We start from the raw sequence: 26154 nt of genomic DNA, 5'->3' as shown, positions 1-26154 counted from the left end.
TCGCCCGCGATGCTGCCACGATCTGGCCGGTCAGGATCCTGCAGTGACGTGGTTTCACCCTTCTCATGGCGTCCTTGGCTGGACCGGCCCCGCTCTGGCGGCGCTGGTCGGCTTGGGCCTTGCCACGGCGGCGCTGGCGGCAGAGCCGGGCGGCGCGCGCGATTACACCGGCCCCTGCAGCCTGACCGCAGCCGGGGGCGAGACGCTTTTTGCGGGCGATTGCGCCATCAGCCACCGCCCCGCCGCCCCCGCCGCCGCGGGAGAGCGCTGTGCCTATCAGCGCTACGAGCTGCTGTTTCCCGGCATCGGCCTGGCGGTGGTGGAACGCGGCAACGACCCGGAATGTCCGCCGCGGTTTCAGGATCGCCCGGCCGCCTTTTTGGCGCGCGACCGCGAGGGTCGGCTGGTTCTGGCCACGGACGAGGGGGCGATTGTGCGCTTTGCCCCCGGCCCGACCGATCCGCCCGCCCCCGCGCCGGTGCTGGACGGGTTTTTGCGCGGGATCGAGACCTGCCGCCCCGGGCCGGAGTATCAGGCCTTTGCCCGGCAGCTGCGGCGCGGGCAGGTCTTGGCGACAGAAGGGCTGGGCGGCCTTGCCTGGCCCGACGGAAATCCGCCGCCGGGCCAGCCGGTGCGCAGCCGTCAAAGCGGCGCCTGGCAGCAGATCGACGTGCCGCTGCGCGGGCGATATCTCAATCTGCCCCTTGCCGGATTGCGGCTGGAGACCGAAACCGGCACCGGGACGCAGCGCGATACGCTGGTCTTTGCGGCTCCGCCCGGCCGACTGGTCTGCGAAGGAATGAACTGAGCCCGTCCGGGCTCAGAAATCCTGGTTTTTCAGCAGCTGCGCCGGGATCGCCAGCCCCGCGCCGATCGCCGCAAGGGTGAAGATGACGCGGATGATATGCTCGGCCGCGGAGACGAAAATCTCGACCGCATCGGCCGGATGCGGCGCGGTCAGGGCAAAGAAGCCCAAAAGCGCCTCGCCGAAAAAGGCGCCCGGCACCATCGGGATGCAGCCAGCCAGCGCCACCGCGTTGCAGGCCGGGCCAAGCTGGCCGCGCAGCGCCGAGACCGCGCAGGAGGTGATGATCGCGGCGGCAAACGTCGCGCCCTCGAGACTCCAGCCAAAATCAAGCCCGCCGGTGCGGACCATCAGCGCCAGCGCCCCGGCCGCGGCGCACCAGGGCAGCGCCCGCAGGCCGAAGTTGAACAGAACGCCAAAGCCCGCGGCGGCGGTGGCGCCAAACAGCGCCTGATGCAGCAGATGCGGCAGGAAATCCCACATGATCACCCCCTCGTCCCCAGAAGTTCCTCGGCAAACCAGACGCCGGTCGCGGCGAAAAGCATGATCATCAGCACCCAGACCGCGCGGGCGCTGCCGATCGTCGGATAGCCGTCCATGATGTCGGTCTGCGCATTGGTCGAGGGCACGCCCGGCACCAGAAGCAGGATCGAGGCCATCATCGCCAGCTGCACCGTGGCGCTTTGCAGCGCGATCGCGCCAAGCCCGCCCAGCGTCGCCGACAGGAAGGCGATCGCCCCGGCAACGATGAAGATGTTGACGCCGCGATGCAGCAGGTGATGGCGCAGATATTGCCCGATCGCCCCCGCCAGCCAGACCGGACCGAAGGCCAGCCAGTCGACGCCCAGAAGCCGCCCGAAGGAGGCGCAGGCCAGCCCCACCGCCACCGCGGTAAACCAGGCCGGATGGCGCGGCGTCTCGCGCACCAGCCGCGCCAGCTCGGCCTCGACCTCCTCGACGCTCATGCCGCCCTTTTCGGCGCGCGCACAAAGCTGGCGCACCGCCAGATCCAGCCGGTGGTTCACCCCCAGCCGCCCGACCTGCAGCATCCGCGTGATCGTCTGATCCGCCACATGCACGGTCATCGCGATCGAGGTATAGCCCGAGCGCATCCCGATCGTCTCGACGCCGAAGCCGCGCGCGATCATCGTGATGCCGCGGTGCACGACGCTGACCGAGGCGCCGCTTTCCATCATGATCCTGCCCGCCTTGAGCGCGGCATTGGCATAACGTTCCAGCTCACGGTGGCGGATGACCACCGGATCGTCCCGGCTTTCCATGCGGTTCCCCTTCTTGCAACCGGCCCCGCGTAGCAGCCCGGACAAGGCGGGGCAACCATCGAAACGGACCTGCATATCAGCTATGCCCGCGCCCCCGGATGACAAGGGCAAGATCCTGATAATCTTGCGCAAATAGCGCCGGACTGGCGCCCTTCAGCCAGCCTGGCGCCAAGGCTGCGCCGCGCCGTCCCCGATGCGGAACACCCCTGTCAGCGCCCGCAGCCTTTGCGCCTCGCCCAGCAGCGCCTGGGTCGCGGCGGCGTTTTCCTCGAACATCGCCGCATTGTGCTGGGTGACCTGATCGAGCTGGTTCACCGCCGCGGTGATCTCCGATATCCCCGCCGATTGCTCGCCCGCGCCGGTCTCGATCGCGGCCAGCAGGGCGTCGAGCCGGGTGACCAGATCGGCGATCCGGCCCAGGGCCGCATCCGAGCCGCTGGCCAGCTCCACCCCCGCGCCGACCTGCTGCACTGAGGTCGCGATCAGCCCGGCGATCTGCTGCGCGGCCTCGGCCGAGCGCTGCGCCAGCCCCCGCACCTCTGACGCGACAACGGCAAAGCCGCGCCCGGCCTCGCCCGCCCGCGCCGCCTCGACCCCGGCATTCAGCGCCAGAAGATTGGTCTGGAAGGCGATGTCGTCGATGACATGGGTGATGCGCGAGATCTGGTCCGAACTTTGCGCGATGTCGGTCATCGCCTGCAGCGTGCGGCGCACCACCTCGCGCCCGGCGGCGGTGGTTTCGCGGGTCTCGCCCACCGCCTGCGCCGCCTCGCGCGCGCCCTGCAACGCCCGCGCGACCGAGGCCGCCATCTGGTTCATCGCCGAGGCGGTTTCTTCGAGCGAGGCCGCCTGCGTTTCCGTGCGTCGGCCAAGCTCGCCCGCCGCCGCGTCCAGCTGATCCGCCTCCGATTGCACCGCGCCGCTGGCCCGGACGATCTCGCTCAGAAGCTCGGCCATCCGCGTCACCGCATGGTTGAAATCGCTGCGCAGCCCCTCGTAGGCCGCGGGAAAGGCGGTCTCGATCCGCGCTGTCAGATCGCCCGCCGAGATCGCCCGCAGCGCCTCGGCCAGCCGCGACACCACCAGCTGCTGCTCCTGCAGCTGCGCCGCGCGTTCGGCCTCGGCCGCGTCGCGCAGCCGCCGCCGCTCCTGCCGCTCGGCCTCCTGCCGGGCCTGCTCCTGCCGGTCGCGCTCTCGCTCGGCCTCGGCCGCCGCCAGCGCCGCTTGTTGCGCCGCCCGCTCGGCCGCCGCCGCCGCCTCGGCCCGGTCCATGTCCTCGCGCGCGCGGCGGGCACGGTCGTTCAGCGCGTCGCGAAACACTGTCAGCGCCCCGGACAGCGCGCCGATCTCGCCCGCCCCCGGCCGCAGCCCGTCCACCGCGCCGGTATCGCCCGCCGCCAGCCGCGCCGTCGCCTGCGTCACCCGCCGCAGCGGCCGCACGATGCCAAGCCAGGCCAGAAGCGGCGCCAGCAGCCCGAAGACCGCGCTCAGCCCCGCCAGCGCCAGCAGGCTGCCGATCGCCCCGGAGGTGCGGTCATGCACCGCGCCGCTGGTGCCGTCGATCCGGCCCAGCACCGTTTCCGCCGCCGTGGCCGCCCCGGCGCTGATCGTATCCATCGCCGCATTGGCGGCGTCAAAAGCGGTCCCGGCGGCGGCCCGCGCCTTGATCATGCGCAGATGCGCCTGCGCCAACCCCTTCGCCGGATCGGTCCGGTCCAGAAGATCGCGCAGCAGGGGCGCCAGATCCGGCGGCAGCTGCGCCATCTGCCCCGCCACCACTGCCCGCGCGGCCTCCAGCGCGGCACTTTCGCGGTCATAGCTTTCCAGACTGCGGCTCAGCGCCAGCCGCAGCGCCGAGGCGACCAGATCGCGCGCCCGCGCCTCGATCCGCGCCGCCTCGATCATCGGCGCCACGTCGCGGGTCAAAAGCGTGTCGATCGTCGTCGCATTGGCCTTGCCCGCCTCGATCGCATCCAGCGTCAGCGCGAAGGCCAGATCATCGACAGCGGCGCCAAGACCCAGATCGACCTTGGTCGCAAGGCTTTGAATCTGCTGGCGCAATTGCGGATTTTCGTGGCTGCCGGGCTGCGCCAGATCGCGCGCCAGACCGGCCAGAAGCGCCAGATCGGCGCGCAGGGGCGCGAGCGGACCTGTAGCCTCGATGGCGACGATCTTGTCCTGCATCCGGGCTTCGCCCGCGGCGACGCTGTCGCGCACGATCGCCTGACCGGCGACATCCAGCCCCGGCACCATCGCCAGCGCCGCGCCGCGCAGCACATTCACCTCGACCCGCAAGGCCAGCGCATCGCTGAGCCGGGCGAAATCGCGGTCGACCAGATCCTCCATGTAGCGCGCGATCAGCTTTGGCAGGAAACTGAACCAGCTTTGGCAGGAAAACTTTTTCCCGCCCGTCCGTCCTGACGCTACGCGGTCACTCCGCCCGATCCGTCATCTGCATTCGTCTCTAGCGCAACTCAGCCGCCACGTTACATGCGATCTCTACCGCGCTCCGGACCGCGGTAGAGAATTGGAACGACATGGTGCTTCCTGTCAGACGTAGAAGATGTTGAGGCCGAGGATGTCGCCTGCGGTCAGGGCAGCGGTATCGGCGTCGGCGGATCCGGTGGTGAGCGCGTAGGCGATGCCGGTTGCGAAAATCAGGCCGACAGCGCCCAGGTCGAAATCGAAGGCGGCGTTCGGGGGCAGCGCAATCGTCGCAACCGGAGTATCCGTCCCTACCGTGGGGGCGCTCGCCTTGTTGTAGAGCTTGAGGTAGCGCACCGCGGCAGCGGCGTTGTACCCGACGATCTTAGCGACCTTGCCAGCAGAGGCCTTGACCGAGGTGGCGTTTGTCGTCGACGCAGCGGACAGAAGGCGCGCGACAGCAAGCGCGGAGCCCCGACCCGAGACGAACTGAACGCCGACATCGGCGGCCAAGTTAGTGCTGGCTGCCAGCGCGACACTCGGCGTGTTCGCAATCGCAACCGGCAGCGCGGCCGTCAGGTCGTTTGCCGGGCGCGGCATGAACTCGACGCGTTGGCGGTCGAAGTCGAGAATGCGCGCGAAGCTCACGCGCATATCGGTGCGCTTGATCACGCCACCGCCGCAGTTGACCGAGCCGATGTTCGCCCCGGTCGGCGTGGAACCGATGGGGTCGAGGTAGAGCGTCGTGGTTTGGATGTCCCGCACCCGATACGCTCCGTCGATACCGATGGTGCTGCCATCCACCGCGCTGCGGCAACCGATCAGGTTCACATAGTCGCCGATCAGCAGCCCAGCCCAAGCGGCGCTGCCCACGAGCGCGACGACATTGTCGGTCCGGCTCACGCTCTGGGCCACCTGCGCCACCGCGCCGAGCGCCGACATCAGGTTGCCCCCGTTCACGCGCGCGACATAGCCGCCATAGCCGGTCGCGGTGACGGCCGAGCCCCAAACCACGGTGAACATGGTTGCGTTGACCACCGAAGCAACGGTGGTCGCCGCGGTGAGGTTGGCGAAGTTGGTGGCATCCCGGTTGCCGTAGCACACGATAACATCGCCGGTCGTGAGCCCGTGCGGCACATCGGTGACCACGGTGGCGGTGGTCGTGCCGGTTTTGGTCGCCGAGACGATCTGCGCCACCGGCTGGGTCCGACTCGGATTGTTCGTCGCGCGCAGGCGAAGCTTGTAGCTCTTGTTGTGGTCTGGAACCACCTGAGACCGACGCAGCCGGTGGCTGAGCCCGGTCACCGCATCGATCGCGCCGTCAGTCCATTGCAGTCCATCCACGAACGCCGAAAGCCGGAATTCCGTGGTCGGCTGGAAAGCGTAGGCCAGAGCCGCGTTGATCGCCTGCACCGATGCGGTGCTGCCGAGCGTCGTCGAATGGTTCCCCGCCAAGGCGCCGCTGGGGAGAACGTCCCCGGATTGCGACCGGACATAGAAGGAGCCGTTGGTGGCCGAGGCGTTTTCGAAGATGACCGAGGCGCCGTCGGTCGCGTAGCCGAGCGCAGAACGGAAGAAAACGAAGCCCGATGCGAACGGCCCGGAAGTCACGCTCGGGATGTTCCCCCCCGGACCGGCAGTCGCTGTGAACTGCGTCTCGCTCGGCGCCGTGGCGACAACGAGAGCGGGATAGTTCAGCGCACTGTTCTGCGCCACGTCGCGGATGCCGATGCGCATGCCGGGCTTGAGCCCGTGCGCGGTCTCCGTGGTGACGGTGAGCGTCGTTGTGGCTTGCTGGATCGAGGCAATCGCCAGATCCGCCGGCGCGGCGAGCGGCGCATCGGTCGAGACCATTTCAAGGGCAAATTCCTGCCCAAGCGTGCGTTGCGACATCGAAAGGCCGACTGCAAGCTCATAGGGCATCTGGAAGGAGGCGAGTGTTTCGACAGTCGTGACGCCCGCTGAGAGCGGGTCTTTCGAGATGACAAGATAGCTCGACGCGACCGTGTTCCCGTCGACCGCCACGATATCCCCCGCGGACAGCGTTTGCGCCCAGACGGCGACGGAATCAAAATCCTCGAACGCCTCCCGGAACTTCGACTTCACGTTGCCGGGGGAGACGGGCAGTGGTGTCGCGTCGGTCACTTCGCGCGATTTTCCCGTTGACTGCACGATGAATTCCAAAACTGACATGTCGGCTCCTCAGAAGGTTGTGAAATTGATCGAGCCGGGGTCTTCAGCCGCCTCAATCAGGGATTTCAGTTCGGCCTCGCGGTCGAAACAGGCCTGCACATGGGTGCGCACCGCCAGCGCGAGGGCGATGATCTGCGCCGCGGCCAGATCAACAAATTCCCCGCCCGCGAGCTTCCAGCGCACGGTTGCCCCCGGGTCGAGCTGGGCGGCCAGCGCCGCGGCGGTGAGGCGGCTCTGGCTCAGATCGTCGGTCTGCACGCGCAAGCCGTTGACCTCGATGCCGCGGGCAATGGCCGCGTCGCGCGCCGATTTGAGCTGACTGAGCATCTCCGCCACCGTCATGGGGTGTGTCGTGATTTCAGAGGCGACGGCGTCCCGCTCGGTTTCCGCGCCGCTCTGAACATTAATCTCGCGCAGCCGCATGGTTATCGCTCCCAGGAGATGTTGATGGACCCCTCATCGAACGTGTCAGTCCCGTTCGCAGACCGGAGCCTGATCCGGTCAAGCGTTCCGGTCAGGGCGACCTTCCCGGCCACAATCTGCGTGCCAGGCTCGTTCGTCTGCATCACGCCACTCCCAACCCAAATGTTGCCGCCGAGATGGTTGAACGTGATCGCTCCGGTGAGCGCTATGGCCGCGTTTCCTGCGCGGATGATGAATGCGTCCGCACCGTTCGAGTAGTATCCGGGCAGCCCGGAGATCGTATCATAGCCGACACTTTGGACCGCCCCGGCCCCGAGTTGGATCTTGGGGTATGACGATCCGCTCAACGACACCCGTTGCATGGAGAGCGTGACACGATTGACGCCCGCGGGAATGCTGACAAAGTCAATAACAGACCCCGATGTGGTTGCGACGGTGCCGCTCTGCCCCGCCCCTACCAGCCCCAGAATCTCGCTTTGCGACCCGTAAAGCCGCACCCACGGCCTCCAACCGCTCGACCCCCTCCAGCGTATCCATGCAAATGTATCGGCCGCGCTACCCAGATGCCCCCAGGCCATCTGCACGCCGACACTGCCGGAGGTGATGGTCAGCACATAGCCCGCATTGTCCGCGATGGGCGCGTTTGCGGCCTCGGGCGCAAATCTGGACCAGCCCGAGGCGGTGATCGTGTCCAGATCCGCAACCACCTCGCCGGTGGCGGTGACTGCGCCGAGGCCCAGCGTCGCGCGCTGCGCCGCTGCGTCTGCATCATCCAGCAGCGCCCGGCCTGCAGCGGTGATCACCGCTTCGGCCCAGGTATCCGGCGCTGTCGAATAGAGCATCCGACCCGCCGCCGTGCCAAGGGTGGCGATCGAAGCGATCGTGGGCGAGACCGAGGCCTCCTGAGTGAATTGCGTGGCCAGCGATTTGACCGGGATCCGGGCCGTGGTGCCAGTGCGGTTGACGATGACCTCGTCGGCCAGATTAACCAATGGCAGTTGGGTGGTGCGATCGCCGCTCATCAGATGATCTCCAGCGTGTAGGGGCCGGACAGCGGGCCGGGCGCGCCATTGGCGTTTTGCGGCTCGAGCCAGACGTGATGGGTGCCCGCGCTCAGGCAGGCACCGGTTTCGAGATAGGCCACGACATCATCCACCGCCCCCGCGAAATCTGCGCTCGCGCGCAGCTCGATGGTGGCATTGCCGGTGACCGCCTGGATGCGGTCGCGGGCGAGGCCATTGGCCGCGATCACCGTGCCGGGGCGATCCGAGCCACCGCTGAGGCAGGGCTGCACCGTGCCGCCGGTGCGACCGGAGACGGTCAGCCCGACGCGGTAGATTTTGCCCGCCGTCGTCGCCAGCGGCTGCGAGAGCGCCCCGGCTCCCCCGGCAGCGTGATGGGCCTTGCCGCCGGTGATCGTCCAGCCGGTGCCCAAGGTCCAGGCTCCGCCATCCATCGTCCCGCCTGCGATCAGGTTGGTGCGCGTGGCGTCGCCCAGTGTCGTCGAATAGCTTTGCCCGGTGCTGACCGGGATCGGGGCACCCACGGCATCGGTCTCGCGGTCAAGCGTGGCCGAGGTCGAGCGATAGACCTGCACCCGCGTCGTGTTGGCGTCGGCGCCGGTGGCGAACTGGACCAGCGCGCCGCCCAAGAGCGCGGTCACCGAGATGCCCGCCGCAGGCAGTGCCTGCGGCAGCCCGGCATTGGCCATGCCCACGGTGATCGTCACCGTCGCCGAATAGGGGCCCAGCACCCCGGTCGCACTGCGGCTCCTGGCGCGCAGCTGCACCACCTGACCGACGGAATAACTGTCGATCGTGCCCCCCGCATTGGCGGCCGGGATGGTCTGTGAGGTCCAGGCGGTGCCCGAGGCGAGACGATGGTCGAGCACATAGGCCGCCGTGGTCACCAGGCCAGACCCCGGCTCCAGCGCGACGGAGATCCGATTGGCAAGACCGGTGGCGGCGGTGCCAGATGTCAGACCCGCGAACCGCGGCGCCGAGGGCTGCAAGAGGTTTTCGTCGATCTCGGCACCGACCCGTGGCGACCAGGCCGGGATCTCGGTGGCGGCCAGGATGGTGTCGATCTGCGGTGCCGCATCGACGGTGCGCACGATCGCGCACATGTCCTCGGTCGCCTCGATCCGAGTCACGATCTGGGTGTAGCTCTCGACCGCCGCGGGTCCGAAATGAACCAGATCGCCCACCAGCGGAATCGGCCCGACCCCGGTCAGCGTCAGGATCTGCGTTCCGCCCCCCGCATTCCTGACGCTGCGCACGACAGAGACGCCAATCGTATCGTTGGCCCTTTCGAACACCCGAAATCGCACCGCATAGGTCTCGCCCGCCACCATCTCGACCATGTCATCTATCTCGATCAACACGCCCTTGACCGCCTTGACCCGGGCCGCGACCTGCACGCGGCTCAGCACATCATGGCTGAGCGCGACGGCATCGCCGCGGGTGGCGGTGCGCACGGCGCCGTCCTGGGTGACCTCGTAAGTGTCGGGGCGGTGGATCGTCTCCAACTGGCGGCGCCGCGCCTCGCGCCAAACCTCATCGGGATGCACTTTGCCGGGCAGGCTCAGCTGCTCGGTCAGGGTGATCTCGCCCTCGTAGCCGGGCCAGCGGACGACGCGCTCGGTCTCCTTGTAATCGTTGCCCGCGTCGCGGAATTTCACCGTGAAGGCGTGGGGCGGATCGATGTAGGCGCGCGACCACTTAAACCCCCACGAATTGCGCGGGTTGATGTGATCGACGATCAGCGTGTTGACCAGCGGCCGGTCAATGACGACGCCCCAGCGCACCCCGTCATGGCGCGGCGTCGCCCGGCCCGCCGCCGCAATCTCGGTCAGCACGTCGCGCAGCGTGGTGCCCTGATCCTCAAGGACAGCGTTATAGGTCAGTCCCTCGGCCGAGCACCACGCGGCCCAGTCGGCCAGCAGGTCGAGATCGAGACCCGCATCCGCGACGGCTTTCGGATTGGAGGGATGCGACAGCACCTCGATGAGCGCCGCGGCCGGGTTTTCCGAGCTGCGACGTACCCAGGTGCCCGTGGCAGCATCCCAGTCGCGGCTGATCCGGCTCACCAGGCAGTTGAAATTGTCCACCGTGCCATTGAGCTGATGCGTGGCCTTGATTCGCAGAGCCACCAGCGCCAGCGGCCGGGGGTAGGCCAGCGGATATTCGGGTCGGATTGTCTGCAGCGCGGCCCACGACGTGCGCTGTATGACCCGGGTGTCGGTGCTCTCGTCGCTCAGCATTGTCAGCCGCACCTGCCAGCGGCCGCGCGTCGGGAAGCTCCAGCCATGCTGGCGAAAAAAAGTCTCGGCCTTGGCCGCCGTGATGGTCAGCGTCTCGACCGTCTGCCATGTCTCGGCCTCGACCAGACGCTGTTCGATGCGCACCGAGATGGTGGTCGATTGTCGGCGCCCGTTGTCATCGAGCCGATAGAGCCCGCCCTCCCAGGCCAGGATGATCGCGGCGCTGGCGGCGTCTGGTCCGGTGGTGCGCACCACTGGCGTCTCGATCGACGCCTGACCGCTGATCACCTCGCCCGCGTCGTTGCGCGGCAGCGGGCGGGTCAGCTCGACGCCAATCGATTCCTCGACCACCTGGCGGGGCGTGATGCTCAGCGGCAATTCGCCCGCCACCCCGTAGCGGATCTCGGTCTCGACCTCGTCATATTCGGAGAGCGAGGTTTCGCCCAGCCGCATGTCGTCGATCGCCACCTCTCCTTCGCCGATGAGAAATGCGGCACGCACATACTGCGCATCGCCGACGATTTCTGTGTGGGGGGTGATGGCCATCGGCGGGGCATAGCGCATCGTGCCCAGCACCACCGGCACCGCGCCGCCCGGCTCGTAGCGGTTCTTCCAGCCGTTGATCGCATAGACGTTCTTGCGCTCGGTGTCAGGTTTGACCGGCGGGATCAAAGCATTGACCAGCAGTTGCCCGATGATCGTCAGACCCGCGACCGCGAGCGACCAGCCGAACGAGCCGACCGCCAGAGACGGGAATAGCCAGCCCGTCAGCGCCACGGCCGCGATCGAGACGACGATCGACAGGATCGAGCGCAGCGCCCCCTTGCCGGGCGTGATCCGGATCACCACGCGCACCCCGGGGCGCGGCCGGGCCAGATGCCATAGATCGCGCGGCACGATCTGGCTGCCAGCATCGGTCACCAGCGCAACGCGGGTGCGCCCCAGATCGGCCTCTGTGGCCGCGGGCAGCGCCCGGGCGACGATCTCGGCCACGGTCAGGCCATGCGGCACATCGAGCGTGATCCGCCCGCGGCCTGGGTCGAACTGCGGGGCAGCCAGCACATGGATTGTTGCGTTGATCGGGCGCAGATCACTCATCGCGCGGCCTCCGAAATGATCTGCACGGGCATTTCAACGACCCTTGAATGATGCCGCCAATGACCGGTGAAACGGTGCGCCCAGGGGCCGCGGCGATAGTCCTCCAGCACGGCATGGGTCTGGCCTATGTGGATCATCAGCCCGTGGCGGATCACGATGCCAAGGTGGGTGGACAGGCGGCCGCGCCGGAAGACCGCCAGATCAAAGGCGAGCGCCGGGCCGGTCACCGGCACCCAGAGCGGCGACGTTTTGGCGCCCTCGATCAGCGCGGCAATCTCGCCATGCTCCTCGATCGAGCCATAGCCCAGATAGTCGGGCAGCGTGATGCCCAGCTCCTCGCGGTAGATCACGCAGGCCAGCCCCCAGCAGTCCGCGCCATCGGCCGAGCGGCCATGATCGAGGTTCGGAATGCCTACGTAGCGGTTCGACCAGCTCATCCTCACCTCCACAGCCCAGGGAAACGCTGTCTCGTCATCCGTCCGCTCGGGAACGGTTCCAGCTCGATCTCATCACGCGAGAGCGACAGCGTGATCTCGGCCGAGGTGCCGTCGGCATTGGTCAGCCGCAGATCCTGCCACTCGGCCTCCACGACATCCGGCGTGGAGGCCTCCACCACCGCCAACGCCACCACCGGTTGGCCCACGAACGAGCGCAGCAGCTCCACCATCCGCGCGTCGAGATTATCCAGCACGATCTGCGCCTGCGCCGGGGCGTCCTCGGCATCGTCGGGCAGCACCGCCGAGGCGACGATCCAGAGATAGGGATCGGTGGCGGGGTCAGCCCCGCGCCAGGTGGAGCGGGTGCCGTAGAGCAGCGGTTCCTCGCTCAGCCGCTCGGTGTTGTCGGTCGACAGCCGGATCGGTGCGTCGAGATCCGGGTGGGTGATCTCGATCAGCACCACCTCGATCTCGGCCGAAACCGGATCGATCTGCGCCTGACGGGCATTGAGGGAAACACGACGGCTCATGGCATCACCACCACTTGAAACTGCTTGCGGAACTCGATGCCCTGCAGGGTCTCGATCGGCGGCGCATCGCCCCATGCGCAGAGCCAGCGCGCCGAGGCCACGAGCGGCACACCGCCCGCGCCAAGCAATGGCGCCCCGGTGGCGCCCAGCACAGGCCAGCCGTCCCGGGTCGGATCGGGTAGCCAGAACAGCACCGCGCCCTCGGCGCAGCTGACCTCGTAAAACGTGTCGAAGATCTCGCGCTGATACGAATTCAGGACCACCGACAGCGAGACCATCTTCGCCACCGCTGAAAACCGCCGCCGATAGCCGGGCGGACCGCTCTCAAAGCCGCGCTTGCGCCGGGCATCCTGCGGTTGCAGCTGATAGCCTGATCGTTCGGGCCGGGGCAGCGTCGTGGGCCAGACGGGATAGCTCATCGCAGCCGCCCCGCCTCAGTGACCGCGTAGACCTGGCGCATGGTGCGCCGCGCCTTGCCCCCCGGCGCCGCGATGCCCGCCGCCACGGCGTCGGAGAGCACATATTTCTGCTGCCGCTGACCGCGACTGTCGGTCACCTCCTGCACCTCCATTTTAAGGGCCGTGGAACTGTTGTTGACCAGCACGGGCTGCATCTGGATGATCGGCGCCACAGCATGATTGGCCGGTGCCCCGGCACCGAGGATGCGCCGCGTCAGGTCGGCAGGAACGATCGTGCTCGGCCCGGTATATTCGAGCTCGGGGCCGTTCTCTCCGACGATGCGCAGCCCGCCAGCGTGGTTGCCGCCGCCCGCAAAGCCGGGAATTCCGAGACCGCTCATGATCCCGGAAAACAGGGTGGACCAGAAACCACCCCCGCCGCCGCCCTGCACGGCGCTGCCAAGCGCCTGGCCGAACTTGTCGAACCCTCCGCCCATGGTCCCCAGCTGGCCGGTCGCAAGTGTCGTCGTGGTGCCGAATTTCGCCATTGCCTGTTCGGCGGCGCCCAGCCGGATTGCCCAGCTCTTTTGCATCGCCTCATCGGAGGGGCGCTCGAACTGACGCATCCAGGCATTGGTTGCGCTCGACACATCCGGCGCCGCCTTCAAGGCGGCCAGTGCACCGGAATGGGTGGTGTTCAGTTCCTTCCAGACGTAATCAAGCTGCCCCTGAACATTGCCCAGGTTCTGACGCCCGCCAAGGGATGCCATCAGACCATCTGCGCGCGGGCCATGGTGCTGGAACAGCCCGTAGCTGGTCGCCACGCCATTCTTGACGTCTCCGGGGGCACGCGGGTCAAAACCACTTTCGCCCGCGATATTGCCCATGATCGCCGCCACCTGATGCGGCTGGAGACCCTTACCGGCGAAGAAGCTCCAGACCTGCTTTTGCACATCGTCCGAGCCCTGCAGCCCGCCCGCGCCAGCAAAATTGGAGCTGGACATCGCCGCCAGGTGCGCAGCGCCAGCCCCGCCGAGGATCACCGTGGCTGCGGTCACGTTCATGCTGGCGACGGTCTGCGCCGCAGCCGTAGCGGCCAGCTTCGAACCGTCGATAGGCCCCGCCTTGCCGGTCATCCGGTCCCAGATGCCTGACAGACCGCCGACATCGAGCATGGTGGCATAGTCGCTGCCAAAGATGGCATTCTTGATCGGGTTAGTGATCGCCAGTTCTTCGAACATCGCGCCGATTTCGGACGCCAGGTTCTCGAAAGCCCCGCCGAGGTCACCTTCCTTCAGCGCATCGAAGATCCCGTCGATCGCGTTTTCGCCAGCCTTCTGCACCGTGTCCCAGGCATCGCTGACGCGATCGAGCTGCGCCTGCAGATCGGCCGACAGTTCGGCTTGCTGCATGATCTGCCGTGCGCGGTCGCTCTCGCGATCGATCCCCGCGGTGCGGATGTCCATCTCGGCCTGATAAATCGCAAGGACCCGGCGCCGCACGGCCTCGCTTTGCCCGACAAGACTCAGCTCAAGCTGCAGCTGACCCACCGTCTGCGCTTGGGAGCGATAGAGATCACGACCCGCCGCCACGAGGCCGAAGGGATCGGCGCTGGACAATCCCTTGCTCGTTTCCCACAGATCGCGCAGCTCTTGCTTGTGGGCCTCGGTCAACTGCGTCATATCCCGAAGTTGCCGTTCGAAATCCTGACGCTCCGCCTCGATCTGCAGGCGCTTCACCTCTAGGCTGTCGGCACCATATTCCGCAGTGGCCTTGGCGATCCTCTGCGTCATTTCGAGATCTTCGGCCAGATCGTAGGGACCGCGCGTCTCCTTCATCACGTTCCGAAGATCGGTCAGGATGCCCAGGAGTTCTTTGCCCCTTTCAACACCGCTCTTGTACGGCGCCCCAATGTCAGTCTTCGCCAGCTCTTTTTCCAGAGCCGCCCGCTCTTCCGTCTGGCCTTTGAGGATTTGCGCGAGCAATGCGGTCTTGCCGACCTCCTGCCCGAACAGGATAGCGGCATCGGTCGCCCCTTCAGAGCCATATTGGGCACGCTCCAGCGCTTCCGCGATACCTTGCGCCGCGGCGATACGGTCCTCGTTCGTCTCTGCGAACTGGTATTTCTGGATTGCTGCGCCAACCTCCGCAGCGCTCATCGCAGTCAGGTTGAACTGCTTTTCCAGCGTGCGGCTGTCGATGACCCCGAAGTTAAGCCACGATTGCATCCCCGCTAGCGCTTCGGAAACCGCCATGATCGACTTCTTGACGTCCTGGGCGGCTTGCATCTGCGCAAGCCCCAGCAATGCCAGGTTCAGCTCCCGGGCCGCCTTCGCCTCGCTTCCGAAATCACCGCTGAGCTCGGAGGTTCCCTTTCGCGCCTCTTTCAGCGCGCGATCGACGGCAGAAGTCGATTTCTCCAGATCGCCGAGCGCCTCATCGAGCGATTTGGCTTGCTCGCCAGACTGCATGAACCATTGCACGGCTGCCGTGCCGAAGCCGATAACGGCCAAAGTGGCCAGGTTCATCGGGTTCAGCATCCCCATGAAGGAGGCCCGCAGCGCTGTCCCGACGCTCAGGCCGGAGGCGCGCAACCCGGTGAAGGTTTGCGTGACCTGCGTGCCCTGCTGCATCATCAGCATCATCGGGTTCTGGCCGGCCATCGCCATCATCGCGATGTCGTTCCACTGGGCCATCAGGTTCGCCGAATAAGCCGCGGCTGCACCTGATCCAGCCGCCGGAACCTGGCTCGGAACGGGCGGAACGACCGGCGGCATGATCGGGGGCGCAGGCACCGGGGCCGGGGTCGGAACCGGCGTGGGCAACGTGGCGGAGAAGCCGCCGATCGACGTGGTCGCCTTGCGCAGGGCTTCGCGCGCCCGGGCCTCCGCCTCGGCCGCGGCGGCGGCCTCGCGCGACGCCCGCGCGGCCTCACGCTTGGCAGTCGCGTTTTGCGCTGTCGCGGCCGTATCCTGCCCCGTCACGGCGGCCGCACCTTGCGTCTCGGCGGCCAGCGCATCGGTCGCGGCCAGCACTTCCTTGGCGGCCGCCGTCGCGCTCGTCGCGTTGCCGCGAAAGATCAGCTCATAGACGAAAGGCCCGCTCATCTCATCTTCCCACGAAAGCGTCGATCGCAGCCCGCTCCATCAGCTGCAGATCCGCAAAATCCACGTCGTCGTATCCACCCCGCCGCAGCGCGACATCGACACCGGCGTAGTCGAGGCCCAACCACAGCGCGCCATGCACCTCGGTCACCTGCCACTGGGTCTGGATGTCGAAAAAGGCCGCGACCGTCCGCGCGTGGCACTGCCAGATCTCGATCACATCCTCGGTGACGGGGGCCTCGATCTTGGCCCCCATCGCAGCAAACTGCGCCGCAAGGTCGGGGGTCGCCACGACAGGACGACTCGGATCGACCCGGCCCAGCCGCGCGCAGATCCAGGCGCGCGCGACGGCCGTCAGTTTCCCCGTTTCGCCTCCTGGCCGAAGTTCGCCTCGGCCAGCGCGGTCATGATCGCCGCACGCCCCCACGACAGCCCGACCAGCGCGTCGAGACGCTCGGTCGAGAACGGCACATCGGCGCCGCGCTCATCGACGATGCCCCGCCAGGAGCGGCAGCACATCCGCATCTGGTCCTTGTCGGCCTCGATGCGCTCGCGATCCGTCGTCGCGGCGGCATGCCGTTCCTGACACGCCAGCAGGACTTCGCGCGGTTGCGCCTCGAACTGCATCTCGAAGCTCTGCTCGACGAACGTGCCCGCATTGTCCGGATCAGGCACGCGCACGGTCACCGGCCACCAGTAGAGGTGCTTGTCGGTCATCACGAATTTCGGCATGGCGGCCTCCTCAGCGCACGATGATCTTCATTTCGTCGCGGCCCAAGACCGGGCACAGACGCAGCGGCAGGCTGTAGTTCGCGACATTGTCGGTCTGGCCCTGCGAGGGCTTGCCGATTTCGACGCCGGGCGCGGTGATCTCGACGATGTTGCCAGCGGTCTTGCCGTGGACGATCGACATCGCGGCGCGGGTCGAGGTCTTCGCGATGCTGAACCAGTCCTTGGTCGCGATCGTATCGGCCACAACAACTGCGGTACCGGTCGCCTTGCGATCAGTGATCTTCATCTCCTCCTCGCCGATCAGGAACCTGGGCGTGACGGTGTTGCCCAGGTCAAGCGACAGGCTCTCGGCACCGCCGGTGTAGCCATGCAGCGAGAAGGTGTCGTTCGCCTTCGAGACCGGCACCGGCGTCGTCCAGCCGGTCATGGTCACGGCAGGAAGGGCGACATCGGCGACGGCCCCAAGCATGCCCATAAAGCTGAACTTGAACTTCGGGATTTGTTTCGGGACGAAGTTCATCGAGACGTTGGCGCGGCCGCCGACGAAAATGTGCTGGACACCATCGCTGTTGAAATAGAGCGTCCCGCTCTCCTGGGCGGCTTCAACGATGGTGTACTCGACCTTGGTGGCGGCGGTGATTGCCTCGGCCAGCCCGCAGACCCGCAGGATCGAGCCGTATTTCGGCACGGTGCCCGCAGCACCGGCCCCGGCGATCTCGATCTCGAAGTCGAGCTTGCCATACATCGCCGTCAGGATCGCACCCTGATTGCCCATGTAAGGCAGCATCAGATCGCGCGAAACCTCGGTCGCCTCCAGCGGCGTGAAGGTGATGTTCGTCGCGATCAGCGCATTCGCGGCCGCGGGGGTCGCATCGACGCCCTGGTTCGTTTCGATCTTGTGAAGCATGGCCAGCGTCGGCCAACGGCGGGATGCCATGATCAGCGTCCTTTCCGGGTCGGGGCCGCGGTGGCGGCGGTGTTCGTGTCGGCGACGGTTTCAGTCGAGAGGTCGCCCGGCACCTCTTCCGCCGCCGACGGGGGCGTCGCGTCGGCCTCAAGGGCCTCGGTATCCGTATTGCGGCTCAGCGCGCCGGTCTCGGGGTCGCGCAGATAGCTGCCGCCTGCGGTGGGCTGCATCATGGTCATGCTCCTGTCAGGAAACGGGCGGTGGCCCAGGTCTGTGCGTAAATGCTGACGCCCGTGCTGATCGGGCTCGTCTCGCCGCCGACCAGCTCGCAAGGCTCGAAGAAGCCGGGGATCACGACGCCCGCCAGTGCGGCTTCGATGTCGGAGCGATAGGCGTCGAAGGCCATCGCGCGCTCGGCGCCCATCATGTCGTCGTAAAGGCGGACCACCGTGCCGACGACGAATTGCACATCGACCTTTTGCCGGAAGCCGCCCCCCATCAGGGCCTGCGGGCGCGCGGTCTCAGTCCACGGCATGATGATCGCAGTGCCGCTTTCGACCTGACCGGCACGGTCGGCCAGCGCATCGATATCCTCGGCGACATCGACACCGGCCCAGCGGGGATCGCTGAGTTGGGCGGTTAGATGGCTCAGGATGTCGGAAAGCATCAGCGCCACCCTGCCAGACGGGAGGGCGTGAAGACCTTTTCGGGATGCGCCGCCATGACGGTGCCGCCCGACACGGTGGCCGGGGTCTCGCCCGTAGCGACCGGCAGGGTGATCAGCCCGCGCGAGACATCCTTCAGGGCGAGGATCGCATCCTTGTAGTCTTGGCCAACATGATCGGGGGCACCATTGCGATGCAGCGTGTAGCGGGCGATGCTGACGGCCCAGCCGCGCACGATCGACGGCACCGAGGGCAGCGGCAGGGCGTATTTCGCACCGACATAGCCGTCGATCGCGGCATCGGCGGTGGCCAGCGCGGACGCGACGATATCGGCGTCGATCACACCGTCGCGGTCGCGATCGGCGATCTGGCGCAGCTCGGCCTCGCCCGCGCGGTCGATCAGGTCATCGAGCGTGGCGTAGGACATCAGCGCGCCTCAAACATCTGCTGCTTGAGCCGATAGCCTTCCAGAGCCCAGATTTTCTCGCGGGCATTGTGAAAGGCAATCTGGCGGCCGATCTCAGCGTCGAAGTTCTCGGGCGCCGCCGCAGCGCTTTCTCCGGTCACGCAATACCCATTGCGCAGCTGAATGCAGGCAACGGTGAGAGTGGTTCCCGGGAACTGATGGTAGTCCACCTGGTCGATGGCAGCATCGATGTCGGACGGCGACAGCCGCGGGGCGTCGCAGCCTTTTTGCTGCAGCTTTTTTTCGAGAACGTCTTCGTCCATGACTTACTCCTGACGCACTTGAGTTGCCGGGGGCGATGCGTGACCGCCCCCGGCGCGGGCGAGGGCCCCTCAGCCCTTCGCCTTGCTGCGGCCCGCTTTCGGCGTGCTCTTGGCGGCTTCGGGATCTTCTTCGACCGGCACCGCGCCATCATCGGCGTGTTGCACCTCGGCCTGGTCGCCCGCTTGGACGGGATCGAGGCTGTCTTCGGTGCCGCTCAGCGGGGGGTCATTCTGGTCTTCAGCCACCGGCAGCGGCCCGCCCTGAAGCTCGATCACCCGCGCTTCGAGCACCTTCAGCTGCGCCTCGGCCGAGAGCGCACGCGCCTGCCAATCGACGACCAAGGCATTCAGGTCTGCCGCAACGTCAGCATTTTCGATCAGCGCGGCTTTATCCTCTGCCAGCACACCGGCCGCGCGCAGTTGCTCGCGCTCGGCATCGGTCACGCGGACCTTGTCACCGGGACGCTTCACCGCATCGCGGATCTTCGCGGGGCCGGCCAGCACCACTTCGACTTCGTCTTTCATCAACGGCTCCTGTCGGTTCGAGAAAGCGGGCGGCGCACCGCCCGCTCCTGAAACCGACCGCCGATCAGGCCGCGGGCGCGCCAGCGTTCTGCAGCAGGAAACCGCCTTCGGCACCGACCAGATAGGGCCGCCGTTCGACCGTGGTCGGATAGATCCAGCTCTCGCAACTCTCTTCGTAGTAGGGCCGCTTGACCTGCGGGTAGCCCATCAGCTCGTAGGTGTAGCCGTAGGCGGGCACCTGGAAGTTGTCGCCGGTCTCCGGGACATAGGCGAGGATCGCGTCATCGCCCCAGACATCGCTGGCCATCGTGTCGTCGGTCGCATTCTCGGGCAGCCAGACCGCCGCGCCGAGCAGGACGCGCTTCACTTCGAAATAGCTCGCCAGCATGTCCAGGGTGACGCTGTCCTTGGAGGTGTACTTGAACTGTTCCTTGACCTTGGGATGCTTCTTCGCCGCGTTTGCCGCCGTCGGGCCCAGGGTGATCGTGTTCGGATAGCGCCCGATCGAGCGCCGAATCGCTTCCTTCGCGGCATCGATATCCGCTTTCGGATTCGACAGATCCGACGTCCAGCGCGCGGTGCCGGTCAGTGCCAGCTTGTGGTTCGCGTCGTAATTGGCCGCGGTGCGCGCCAGCTGAGCGGCGGCGTATTCGTGACCCAGATCGATGACGTTGAGCACCATGTTGACGGCGCCAGAGCCCAGATCGACACCCGGGATGGCTTCGGCTTCCTGCTGATGTTCGACCGGCACCACGCCTTCGAGCGCGTCCTGCACCAGCGCGACCGGATCCGAGGCATAGCCGTATTGCACGCGCTTCTTGTCGGCGCCCGGGGCCCGGCGGGTGTTCAGCATCCGGAAGGCTTCCTTGCCGAACTTCAGGACGCGCATCGAACGGTTGGGGATCGTCACCCTGGGAAACAGCAGGTGCGAGATGAACTCGGAATTGCGATAGCCGCGCGCATAGGTCGAAAGGATCGGATCGACGACTGCGGCAGTACGAACGTTGACGGGCGGGGCCATGGTAATCTCCTCAGCGGATCATGATTTGGACAAGCTCGCCCGCGGCCGCAGCCGTCAGAGCGTTGGCGAAGATGGCGGTGTCGGTGCCGACGACAGCCTTGCGGACACCACCACCGGCCGCGGAACAGAGCGGATCGCCCTTCGCGATGGTCGCTTTCGCCAAGACGGTTTCAACGCCGAGGGACGTCACGCCAATCGGCATGCCAATTTCGGTGGCCGGATATTGCGCAACGCCTTTGACCGGCGTGTTGGCAACGGTGATCGGCGCATCGTCGTAACCGATCAGATCACCGGCGGAACAGAGGGCCGTCACCGAGGCGGTGAGCGTCAGGATGCTGTGGTAGGAGCGGATCATGTTGACCTCCTGTCAGGACACGGCGGAAACAGCGGCCAGGTATTCCGTGCCGGGGTGGGCGCGCATATAGGCCAGCGCTTTTTCATGGCGGGCGAGCCCTTCGGCATCGACGGCCTTGCCATCGGCCGCGAACTGGACGGGCACGGTGGTGGCGGGGTCTTTGCCCAGATCGGTCTCGCCGAAGGTAACCACCTTCGGCTGGGCCGACAGGATGTCGCGCAGCGCCTTGGCCAGATCGACCTTCGCGCCGCCCTCGGCAAAGGCGACGGTCGCGCCCAGGGGCAGCGCATCGAGGACGGCGACGGTCTGATCCTTGACCGCGGGCAAGAGCCGGCCATCGGTGATCAGCCCCTCGGCAAAGGCGACGTTTTCATCGTGACGGGCGGCGGCTTCGCGGGCGGCAAGCGCCGCCTCGCGCGCGGCGATGTCGGCTTCGCGCGCGGCGAAGGCCGGGTCGGGCTGGGTCACAGCGGGCTCCTTCTTGGGGTTGGGTTGATCGCCCGAGAACATCGGTTCGGGCTTGGGGTGGATTTCCATCTCGCTCAGCCATTCGATCCGATAGGCGGGCAGCGCCTTGTCAGCGTCTTCGAGACCGAACTTCTCGATGAGGAAGTCGCGAACGGTGCGCAGGATCGAGGCGGTTTCTTCGAAGCCCCGCTCGCCGAAGGCTGCGGTGAAGACCGTATCGGCGGCACCGGCAAAGCTCGCATTGCGCAGCCCGGGAACCGCCGGGGCCGCGGCGCCGAGGAAACCGACATGCTTGGGGTACCAGGTGCCGGGCACCGGGTTGTGCGGCTGACCGGGCGAAAAGAACGCCATCGAAACTTTGCGGAACCGCCCGCCCTTCACGAGATCCGCAAACTGCGGCTCGATCTGGTCCAGATCCGCCATCAGGCGCTCGGTCCCGGCGTCGTAATGGAACGACTTGATCCAGCCATAGGCCGGGGCGTCGGTGTCCGGATGCCCGACGACAATCGGCGCGGGGGCGGTTTCGGGGTCATAGGCGTCGGCGATCGCCCGCAGATCGCCCGCGGAATAGGTGATCGGCTCGCCCTGCATCGGCGTGAAGGTGCCGGGGCGAAAAACCTCGATGCGCGCGGTGAGGGGGGCGGTGCTGGTCTCGGTCATGGGTCCGTCCTTGGTGACGGACAACCCTTCGCACAGGCCCAAATGCAAAACCCCCGGACACAAGTCCGGGGGTGGCGCTTGGCGGCGTTTCGATCCGATCATAGGCGCGGCGGTGCCGCTCACGCAATGGTCTTCGCCCGGGTCGCTTCGGATTGGCGCGCAGAGCAATCCTAACGGGGGGCTAACGGGGGGGGATGGCTTCTGACGGGCATCCGGGGCCGCGCAACGACCTGAGCCATCAGCGGCGCAATCCGCGTCGCGGCCACCTCAGCCCTCAAGCCAGTCCTGCGCCTGCTCCAGGATCCCCTCCTGATCCGCCGCCGAGATCCCGATATAAGGCCGGGCCGGAATGGTGATCGTGTGCGCCTTGATCGCCACGTCCGCGCCACCCTCCTTGTCGCGCTTGGCAAAGCGCCGCCCGAACATGTAGCGGCTGCCCGCCTGCTTCTTGATCGTGCCGCCCAGCTGGTGGATTGCGGCGTAGATCACCGGGGATCCGACGCGCGCCTCATCATCCGTCGCGATGTAGTTGATCGACCCGGCGAGAGATGATCCCGCCTTACCCTTCGAATTGGAGCGCAGGATCTTGAGCGGCAGCTGCTTGTTCTTGGTCCGAGCCCGAATTGTAGAGGGCTTGAGGGGCGCCCACGGCTTGCCATCAGGACCTGTTTCGGCCTCAAACCGTCGGCTGGTCGAGGCCAGCAGGAGTTCGCCCACGCCCTTGTAGAACCCGCGGGGGTTTTCCATCCGCGCCAGCAGATCCCGCAGCGCCTGGCGCGCGGTGGCCTCCTGCAGCTCAACCGAGATGCTGATGCCCGTCATCGTTGAAATCTCCCTTGGTTTCGGCTATACTTCAGGGGTCGAAGCGGTGCGGCGGTGACTGCCCTTCTAGCCGCTTCGGTGCTGCGGCCCGATCACCCGGGCCGTTTTCGTTTCCAGAGCAGCTTTCCGACCCTTTGCTTGTCGATGTGGCTGTAGTCCGGCTTGGCACGGTTGAAGGATGCGTAACCGGTGACTGCTCCCCACGCCTTGCGCCCGACCTCAAACAGCACTTGCAGCGAAGTCTTCTGATCGACTTTGATGTAGCGCCGCGTGACCATCAGCTCCTCATAAGCTGGGAAGTACCCGGAGACCGCGTCAACTGGCACCGCGCGCACGCCCATCCAGATTTCATCCGGGTTCATGATCGCTTCGGCCAAGAGCGCCGCATATTCACCGCGGCCGCGTTTCATCAGCTTCGACGCTCCAGAGTGTTCAAGGAAGACCTGCTCGGAAATGACGATCTTCGCTCCTGATTGGTCTTCCCAAAGCGCAGCTTTCCCGATGTCGGCACCAAATGGCTCAAGGAATGCCCTCAGATAATCCGGCTCGGGAAGACCTTCAGGCATGCGCTCTGCCGTGAATGGTACCGATGCCGCAATCAGATCCGCCATCGGCTCCGCTCTGTCGATCGACACGACATGATGCCCTTTCAAATCGCCGGTCAAGATCGCACCCCCGTCATTGAGGAGCGCCGACGGCACAAGGCCGCGCTCCCACAGATCGCCCGGCATGTAATCCCAGCCGTAGCCGATCCCCTCGGGAAGCTCGATCACCGCACCAGTGGCCCTGTCGATGTGCTTGACCATCGAAGTCTCAGGTGCCTTGTCCGGGCCGTCCTTGCCCATGCGCCGCAAATCGCCGCGCGAGAGCGTCCGCACCCCGCAGCTGCAGACCCAATCGTTCGGAGGGAAATGCGTATCCCACCACGGATCGTTCCAGAACAGCACCAGGTCGTGCCAGGAGGTGTGCTCCGGCCGCGGGTTCAGCGGCACCCGGGTTTCGCCGTGGCGGTATTGCCAATAGGGCCGCACCTTGACCACATCCGGATCTCGCATCTGCCGAAGCCGACCGGCCATGTAGCTCGTGCGGATGTTCGTCTCGAAAATGGTGCGGATACGCCATTCGCGCCCGCCGTTGTAGGACCAGCCGTATTTCTCGACGAGACGGTCGAACTCGGCCGCGAAGGCCTTGATGTCGTAAGTGCGCGCGCCCTCGATGATCGCCTGCTGGAACTCTTCCAGCATCGCCATGTCGGTGACCCCGGCCACGACAAAGGCGCGGTCGTGATCGCCGTGCATCGCATCCGTCCAGGCGGCGGTCGGCTTGCCCCGCTTTTGCGTCAGGAAATCGATCTGTTCGCGGAACTCCTGACGGGTCAGATCGACCTCGGCAAAGCTGACGTCCTCCCAATCCGCGAAGACCGCCTCGCGCCCCTCCAACGCGGCCAGCTGCATCGCCTGGGAAAAGAGCGCGGTCAGCGCATCGGGCGTCCAGGTCGCGCCGATCTCCAGCACGGCCCTGGCGGCTGCGTCGAAATCCTCGGCCGTCTCGATCGCCTTGCGCACGGCGGTCACGCGCTTGGTGAAATGGCGCTCGGCAGCAGCGATGGCCTGATCGGTGATCCGCTCGACCGGCCCGCCCGGCTCAGCGAAGCAGACGTGCCGATGCGTCAGGCTTTTTTTTTGAGCCAGGCTGCGGCGAAGGTCGGATCGTCTGTGACGAACGGATCGGGCGCGGCGGGCGCGGTTCCGAAGGCGCGCCGCGCCTCGACCAGCGCATCGATCGTCTTGTCGCTCAGGCCTTGGGTGACGTCGAACGACAGGATGTATTCCCGGGCCACCTCGTCATCTTCGAACCGCGCCGCCTCGGAAACGACGGTGCGGATCGCCTTGGCTGTGGCCTCGGCCGCGTCCGCCTGGCTTTTCTTCGTCGCGGCGGCGGCTTGGGCGTTCTTCGGCCGTTCGCGCCAGATCTTCGGCACGGCCGCCCCGGGCAGGTTGTAATCGACGATCCACTGCAGGAGCTGCTCGGTCAGCGTGCCCGAAAGCAGATCGCCATCGCCGTCGGCCAGCATATCCAGCATTTCCATATGCACTTCGCCCAGCGCGCGGTTGCCGCCGGACTCGCCGACCTGCGTCGTCAGCGTCTCGCCGGTGGTGGCGATCGAGATCTGCCGGTCCCAGTAGTTCAGGAACTGCTCATAGGTCACGCTGCCCGACCGGCTCGCCTCCAGGAACTCTGCATCCGTGCCCATCGGCACGACAATCGCCGAAGAGGTGACGGCGCCCTGCAGCGTGGTCAGCAGCTTGCGCTGCTCCTCGGGCAGCGATCCGATCGGGCTTTTGCCCACGATCGTCGGCCCGGCGAACTTCTCCAGGAAGTGCAGCCAGAAGGTGATGCCCTCGCGCTTGAACAGCACCGGCCAGAACAGTCGGCTGCCCAGCCCCAACCCATAGGGGTTTTCGCCCTTCACGCCGACCCGGTGCACGATGAACTTGCGCTCGGGCAGCTCGATCCCTTCCGACATCGCCGTCCAGGTCAGCAGCCGCGGCCGCCACTCGGTGTCGAAGACAAAGCGGCGCTGGTCAATCGACTTGATCTTGACCGGTTTAATCCGGTTGCCGTCGCGGCCCCAGACCACTTCGCTGACCGCATAGCCCTTCAGAGTTGCGTCGAGCAGGCCCTTGCAGACCTGGTCAAAGGGCAGCGCCCCGATCATTTCGCGGGCCAGCTCGGCCGCGGCCTTGTCGATCGGGCGGTCGCCCCCGGCCTCGACCTTCCACTCGCGCGAGATCAGCGCCCCCTTGCGCTTTTCGAGCATGGCCCCGGCATGGGTGTCGCGCTCGATCTCGTCATAGATCTTCAGCCCCTTGCCGCCGCCCTGGCTCAGCAGCGTGTCGTCGGAATTCTGCAGCACCCCGCTGAAAAACGGGATGGTGATGTCGTTCCGGGCATTGGCGATCAGCGCCGTGGCCGCGGCGGGCAGGTTCTTGCGGGGCTGTTCGGCGAAGTCGGCCATGCGGATCTTGCGGTGACGGCGGCTCATGGGGCTTCCCCTTTTTTCATGGCGGCAAGGATCTCGCGCTCGATCTTCGTGGCGTCGGGGCAGTCTAAATACCAAGGCTGGTGCTTCACCCTGTGAACCGTGCCATCCCACATGGTGATGATCGGGACGCTCTCGCTCCCGTTCATGTAGTGCCGGTGATCCCACTCCATCGACGCGACAAAGGCGGGGTTGATATGTCGGTCCCGGTCAATGCGGATCATCTCTGCCTCCAGAGGATATCGAGCTCTGCCGGGATGCTCGCTAGGCGCT

27 protein-coding genes are annotated in these 26154 nt (G+C 66.5%); 1 reads left to right on the top strand and 26 read right to left on the bottom strand.

From position 1 onward, the window contains the following. The first annotated feature begins 43 nt into the window (after positions 1-43). Positions 44-808: a hypothetical protein gene (locus tag AC4PTB_RS06995; RefSeq protein WP_492192307.1), complete on the top strand. Its 765-nt coding sequence runs from the start codon at positions 44-46 to the stop codon at positions 806-808. Between the two features lie 12 nt (positions 809-820). On the opposite strand, the gene AC4PTB_RS06990 is transcribed toward AC4PTB_RS06995, so the two are convergent. The 26 genes from AC4PTB_RS06990 to AC4PTB_RS06865 all read right to left on the bottom strand — a co-directional run bounded on the left by AC4PTB_RS06990 (position 821) and on the right by AC4PTB_RS06865 (position 26105). After that, positions 821-1288, bottom strand: a complete 468-nt coding sequence (locus tag AC4PTB_RS06990) for a threonine/serine exporter family protein (protein ID WP_492192306.1) — start codon at positions 1286-1288, stop codon at positions 821-823. A gap of 2 nt (positions 1289-1290) precedes the next feature. Next, positions 1291-2085 (bottom strand): threonine/serine exporter family protein, encoded by a 795-nt coding sequence (locus tag AC4PTB_RS06985; RefSeq protein ID WP_492192305.1) that lies wholly within the window; start codon positions 2083-2085, stop codon positions 1291-1293. Positions 2086-2238: 153 nt separating this feature from the next. Next, a complete protein-coding gene (locus tag AC4PTB_RS06980; protein WP_492192304.1) occupies positions 2239-4431 on the bottom strand; it encodes a methyl-accepting chemotaxis protein in 2193 nt (730 codons plus the stop codon). Between the two features lie 204 nt (positions 4432-4635). Further along, a complete protein-coding gene (locus AC4PTB_RS06975; RefSeq protein ID WP_492190625.1) occupies positions 4636-6702 on the bottom strand; it encodes a hypothetical protein in 2067 nt (688 codons plus the stop codon). A 9-nt stretch (positions 6703-6711) separates the two neighbouring features. Then, the gene (locus tag AC4PTB_RS06970; protein WP_492190624.1) at positions 6712-7125 is read right to left on the bottom strand and encodes a DUF4376 domain-containing protein; all 414 of its coding nucleotides are present in this window, start codon (positions 7123-7125) and stop codon (positions 6712-6714) included. 2 nt (positions 7126-7127) lie between these two features. Continuing rightward, positions 7128-8147, bottom strand: coding sequence for a pyocin knob domain-containing protein (locus tag AC4PTB_RS06965; RefSeq protein ID WP_492190623.1), 1020 nt, complete (start codon positions 8145-8147; stop codon positions 7128-7130). After that, complete coding sequence (gene gpJ, locus AC4PTB_RS06960; RefSeq protein WP_492192303.1) at positions 8147-11485, bottom strand: TipJ family phage tail tip protein; 3339 nt, start codon at positions 11483-11485, stop codon at positions 8147-8149. Before gpJ ends, AC4PTB_RS06965 begins: the two co-directional genes overlap by 1 nt. After that, a complete protein-coding gene (locus AC4PTB_RS06955) occupies positions 11482-11922 on the bottom strand; it encodes an NlpC/P60 family protein (RefSeq protein ID WP_492192302.1) in 441 nt (146 codons plus the stop codon). The genes gpJ and AC4PTB_RS06955 overlap by 4 nt, the downstream gene beginning before the upstream one ends. 2 nt (positions 11923-11924) lie before the next feature. Further along, the gene (locus tag AC4PTB_RS06950) at positions 11925-12452 is read right to left on the bottom strand and encodes a hypothetical protein (protein ID WP_492192301.1); all 528 of its coding nucleotides are present in this window, start codon (positions 12450-12452) and stop codon (positions 11925-11927) included. Next, on the bottom strand, positions 12449-12871 hold the full coding sequence (locus AC4PTB_RS06945; RefSeq protein WP_492190619.1) for a hypothetical protein: 423 nt from the start codon (positions 12869-12871) through the stop codon (positions 12449-12451). The genes AC4PTB_RS06950 and AC4PTB_RS06945 overlap by 4 nt, the downstream gene beginning before the upstream one ends. Further along, on the bottom strand, positions 12868-15885 hold the full coding sequence (locus AC4PTB_RS06940) for a phage tail tip lysozyme (RefSeq protein ID WP_492192300.1): 3018 nt from the start codon (positions 15883-15885) through the stop codon (positions 12868-12870). Before AC4PTB_RS06940 ends, AC4PTB_RS06945 begins: the two co-directional genes overlap by 4 nt. A 73-nt stretch (positions 15886-15958) precedes the next feature. After that, positions 15959-16246 (bottom strand): DUF1799 domain-containing protein, encoded by a 288-nt coding sequence (locus AC4PTB_RS06935; RefSeq protein ID WP_492190617.1) that lies wholly within the window; start codon positions 16244-16246, stop codon positions 15959-15961. 62 nt (positions 16247-16308) lie between these two features. After that, positions 16309-16686, bottom strand: coding sequence for a hypothetical protein (locus tag AC4PTB_RS06930; RefSeq protein ID WP_492190616.1), 378 nt, complete (start codon positions 16684-16686; stop codon positions 16309-16311). Positions 16687-16696: 10 nt separating this feature from the next. Continuing rightward, positions 16697-17623, bottom strand: coding sequence for a phage tail tube protein (locus AC4PTB_RS06925; protein WP_492190615.1), 927 nt, complete (start codon positions 17621-17623; stop codon positions 16697-16699). Between the two features lie 2 nt (positions 17624-17625). Then, positions 17626-17826 carry a hypothetical protein gene (locus AC4PTB_RS06920; RefSeq protein ID WP_492190614.1) on the bottom strand — a complete coding sequence of 67 codons (201 nt, stop codon included), beginning with the start codon at positions 17824-17826 and terminating at the stop codon, positions 17626-17628. 2 nt (positions 17827-17828) lie between these two features. Further along, positions 17829-18260, bottom strand: a complete 432-nt coding sequence (locus tag AC4PTB_RS06915) for a phage tail terminator protein (protein WP_492190613.1) — start codon at positions 18258-18260, stop codon at positions 17829-17831. Further along, positions 18260-18685 (bottom strand): gp436 family protein, encoded by a 426-nt coding sequence (locus AC4PTB_RS06910; protein ID WP_492190612.1) that lies wholly within the window; start codon positions 18683-18685, stop codon positions 18260-18262. Before AC4PTB_RS06910 ends, AC4PTB_RS06915 begins: the two co-directional genes overlap by 1 nt. Next, on the bottom strand, positions 18685-18987 hold the full coding sequence (locus AC4PTB_RS06905; protein WP_492190611.1) for a Gp49 family protein: 303 nt from the start codon (positions 18985-18987) through the stop codon (positions 18685-18687). The genes AC4PTB_RS06910 and AC4PTB_RS06905 overlap by 1 nt, the downstream gene beginning before the upstream one ends. 69 nt (positions 18988-19056) lie before the next feature. Next, complete coding sequence (locus AC4PTB_RS06900; RefSeq protein WP_492190610.1) at positions 19057-19512, bottom strand: hypothetical protein; 456 nt, start codon at positions 19510-19512, stop codon at positions 19057-19059. Between the two features lie 64 nt (positions 19513-19576). Then, positions 19577-20533, bottom strand: coding sequence for a major capsid protein (locus AC4PTB_RS06895; protein ID WP_492190609.1), 957 nt, complete (start codon positions 20531-20533; stop codon positions 19577-19579). A 10-nt stretch (positions 20534-20543) separates the two neighbouring features. Further along, positions 20544-20888 (bottom strand): hypothetical protein, encoded by a 345-nt coding sequence (locus AC4PTB_RS06890; RefSeq protein ID WP_492190608.1) that lies wholly within the window; start codon positions 20886-20888, stop codon positions 20544-20546. Positions 20889-20900: 12 nt separating this feature from the next. Continuing rightward, positions 20901-22016, bottom strand: a complete 1116-nt coding sequence (locus AC4PTB_RS06885; protein ID WP_492190607.1) for a hypothetical protein — start codon at positions 22014-22016, stop codon at positions 20901-20903. A gap of 267 nt (positions 22017-22283) precedes the next feature. Next, positions 22284-22838 carry a phage virion morphogenesis protein gene (locus tag AC4PTB_RS06880; protein WP_492190606.1) on the bottom strand — a complete coding sequence of 185 codons (555 nt, stop codon included), beginning with the start codon at positions 22836-22838 and terminating at the stop codon, positions 22284-22286. A 92-nt stretch (positions 22839-22930) separates the two neighbouring features. After that, positions 22931-24412 carry a PBECR2 nuclease fold domain-containing protein gene (locus tag AC4PTB_RS06875; RefSeq protein WP_492190605.1) on the bottom strand — a complete coding sequence of 494 codons (1482 nt, stop codon included), beginning with the start codon at positions 24410-24412 and terminating at the stop codon, positions 22931-22933. A 95-nt stretch (positions 24413-24507) separates the two neighbouring features. After that, positions 24508-25884: a DUF935 domain-containing protein gene (locus AC4PTB_RS06870; RefSeq protein WP_492190604.1), complete on the bottom strand. Its 1377-nt coding sequence runs from the start codon at positions 25882-25884 to the stop codon at positions 24508-24510. After that, complete coding sequence (locus tag AC4PTB_RS06865) at positions 25881-26105, bottom strand: hypothetical protein (RefSeq protein WP_492190603.1); 225 nt, start codon at positions 26103-26105, stop codon at positions 25881-25883. The genes AC4PTB_RS06870 and AC4PTB_RS06865 overlap by 4 nt, the downstream gene beginning before the upstream one ends. Positions 26106-26154: the final 49 nt, after the last annotated feature.

This window comes from Rhodobacter sp. 4.3.4 (genome assembly GCF_058724655.1).
The sequence above is the reverse complement of the archived record's forward strand: the minus strand, read 5'-3'. Positions and strand labels throughout refer to the sequence as shown.

What these genes read in the sequence shown, in the direction of transcription:
- AC4PTB_RS06990 (WP_492192306.1), bottom strand. Translation starts at nt 1,288, where the DNA reads ATGTGGGATTTCCTGCCGCATCTGCTGCATCAGGCGCTGTTTGGCGCC.
- AC4PTB_RS06985 (WP_492192305.1), bottom strand. Translation starts at nt 2,085, where the DNA reads ATGGAAAGCCGGGACGATCCGGTGGTCATCCGCCACCGTGAGCTGGAA.
- AC4PTB_RS06980 (WP_492192304.1), bottom strand. Translation starts at nt 4,431, where the DNA reads ATGGAGGATCTGGTCGACCGCGATTTCGCCCGGCTCAGCGATGCGCTG.
- AC4PTB_RS06975 (WP_492190625.1), bottom strand. Translation starts at nt 6,702, where the DNA reads ATGTCAGTTTTGGAATTCATCGTGCAGTCAACGGGAAAATCGCGCGAA.
- AC4PTB_RS06970 (WP_492190624.1), bottom strand. Translation starts at nt 7,125, where the DNA reads ATGCGGCTGCGCGAGATTAATGTTCAGAGCGGCGCGGAAACCGAGCGG.
- AC4PTB_RS06965 (WP_492190623.1), bottom strand. Translation starts at nt 8,147, where the DNA reads ATGAGCGGCGATCGCACCACCCAACTGCCATTGGTTAATCTGGCCGAC.
- gpJ (WP_492192303.1), bottom strand. Translation starts at nt 11,485, where the DNA reads ATGAGTGATCTGCGCCCGATCAACGCAACAATCCATGTGCTGGCTGCC.
- AC4PTB_RS06955 (WP_492192302.1), bottom strand. Translation starts at nt 11,922, where the DNA reads ATGAGCTGGTCGAACCGCTACGTAGGCATTCCGAACCTCGATCATGGC.
- AC4PTB_RS06950 (WP_492192301.1), bottom strand. Translation starts at nt 12,452, where the DNA reads ATGAGCCGTCGTGTTTCCCTCAATGCCCGTCAGGCGCAGATCGATCCG.
- AC4PTB_RS06945 (WP_492190619.1), bottom strand. Translation starts at nt 12,871, where the DNA reads ATGAGCTATCCCGTCTGGCCCACGACGCTGCCCCGGCCCGAACGATCA.
- AC4PTB_RS06930 (WP_492190616.1), bottom strand. Translation starts at nt 16,686, where the DNA reads ATGCCGAAATTCGTGATGACCGACAAGCACCTCTACTGGTGGCCGGTG.
- AC4PTB_RS06925 (WP_492190615.1), bottom strand. Translation starts at nt 17,623, where the DNA reads ATGGCATCCCGCCGTTGGCCGACGCTGGCCATGCTTCACAAGATCGAA.
- AC4PTB_RS06920 (WP_492190614.1), bottom strand. Translation starts at nt 17,826, where the DNA reads ATGATGCAGCCCACCGCAGGCGGCAGCTATCTGCGCGACCCCGAGACC.
- AC4PTB_RS06915 (WP_492190613.1), bottom strand. Translation starts at nt 18,260, where the DNA reads ATGCTTTCCGACATCCTGAGCCATCTAACCGCCCAACTCAGCGATCCC.
- AC4PTB_RS06910 (WP_492190612.1), bottom strand. Translation starts at nt 18,685, where the DNA reads ATGTCCTACGCCACGCTCGATGACCTGATCGACCGCGCGGGCGAGGCC.
- AC4PTB_RS06905 (WP_492190611.1), bottom strand. Translation starts at nt 18,987, where the DNA reads ATGGACGAAGACGTTCTCGAAAAAAAGCTGCAGCAAAAAGGCTGCGAC.
- AC4PTB_RS06900 (WP_492190610.1), bottom strand. Translation starts at nt 19,512, where the DNA reads ATGAAAGACGAAGTCGAAGTGGTGCTGGCCGGCCCCGCGAAGATCCGC.
- AC4PTB_RS06895 (WP_492190609.1), bottom strand. Translation starts at nt 20,533, where the DNA reads ATGGCCCCGCCCGTCAACGTTCGTACTGCCGCAGTCGTCGATCCGATC.
- AC4PTB_RS06890 (WP_492190608.1), bottom strand. Translation starts at nt 20,888, where the DNA reads ATGATCCGCTCCTACCACAGCATCCTGACGCTCACCGCCTCGGTGACG.
- AC4PTB_RS06885 (WP_492190607.1), bottom strand. Translation starts at nt 22,016, where the DNA reads ATGACCGAGACCAGCACCGCCCCCCTCACCGCGCGCATCGAGGTTTTT.
- AC4PTB_RS06880 (WP_492190606.1), bottom strand. Translation starts at nt 22,838, where the DNA reads ATGACGGGCATCAGCATCTCGGTTGAGCTGCAGGAGGCCACCGCGCGC.
- AC4PTB_RS06870 (WP_492190604.1), bottom strand. Translation starts at nt 25,884, where the DNA reads ATGAGCCGCCGTCACCGCAAGATCCGCATGGCCGACTTCGCCGAACAG.
- AC4PTB_RS06865 (WP_492190603.1), bottom strand. Translation starts at nt 26,105, where the DNA reads ATGATCCGCATTGACCGGGACCGACATATCAACCCCGCCTTTGTCGCG.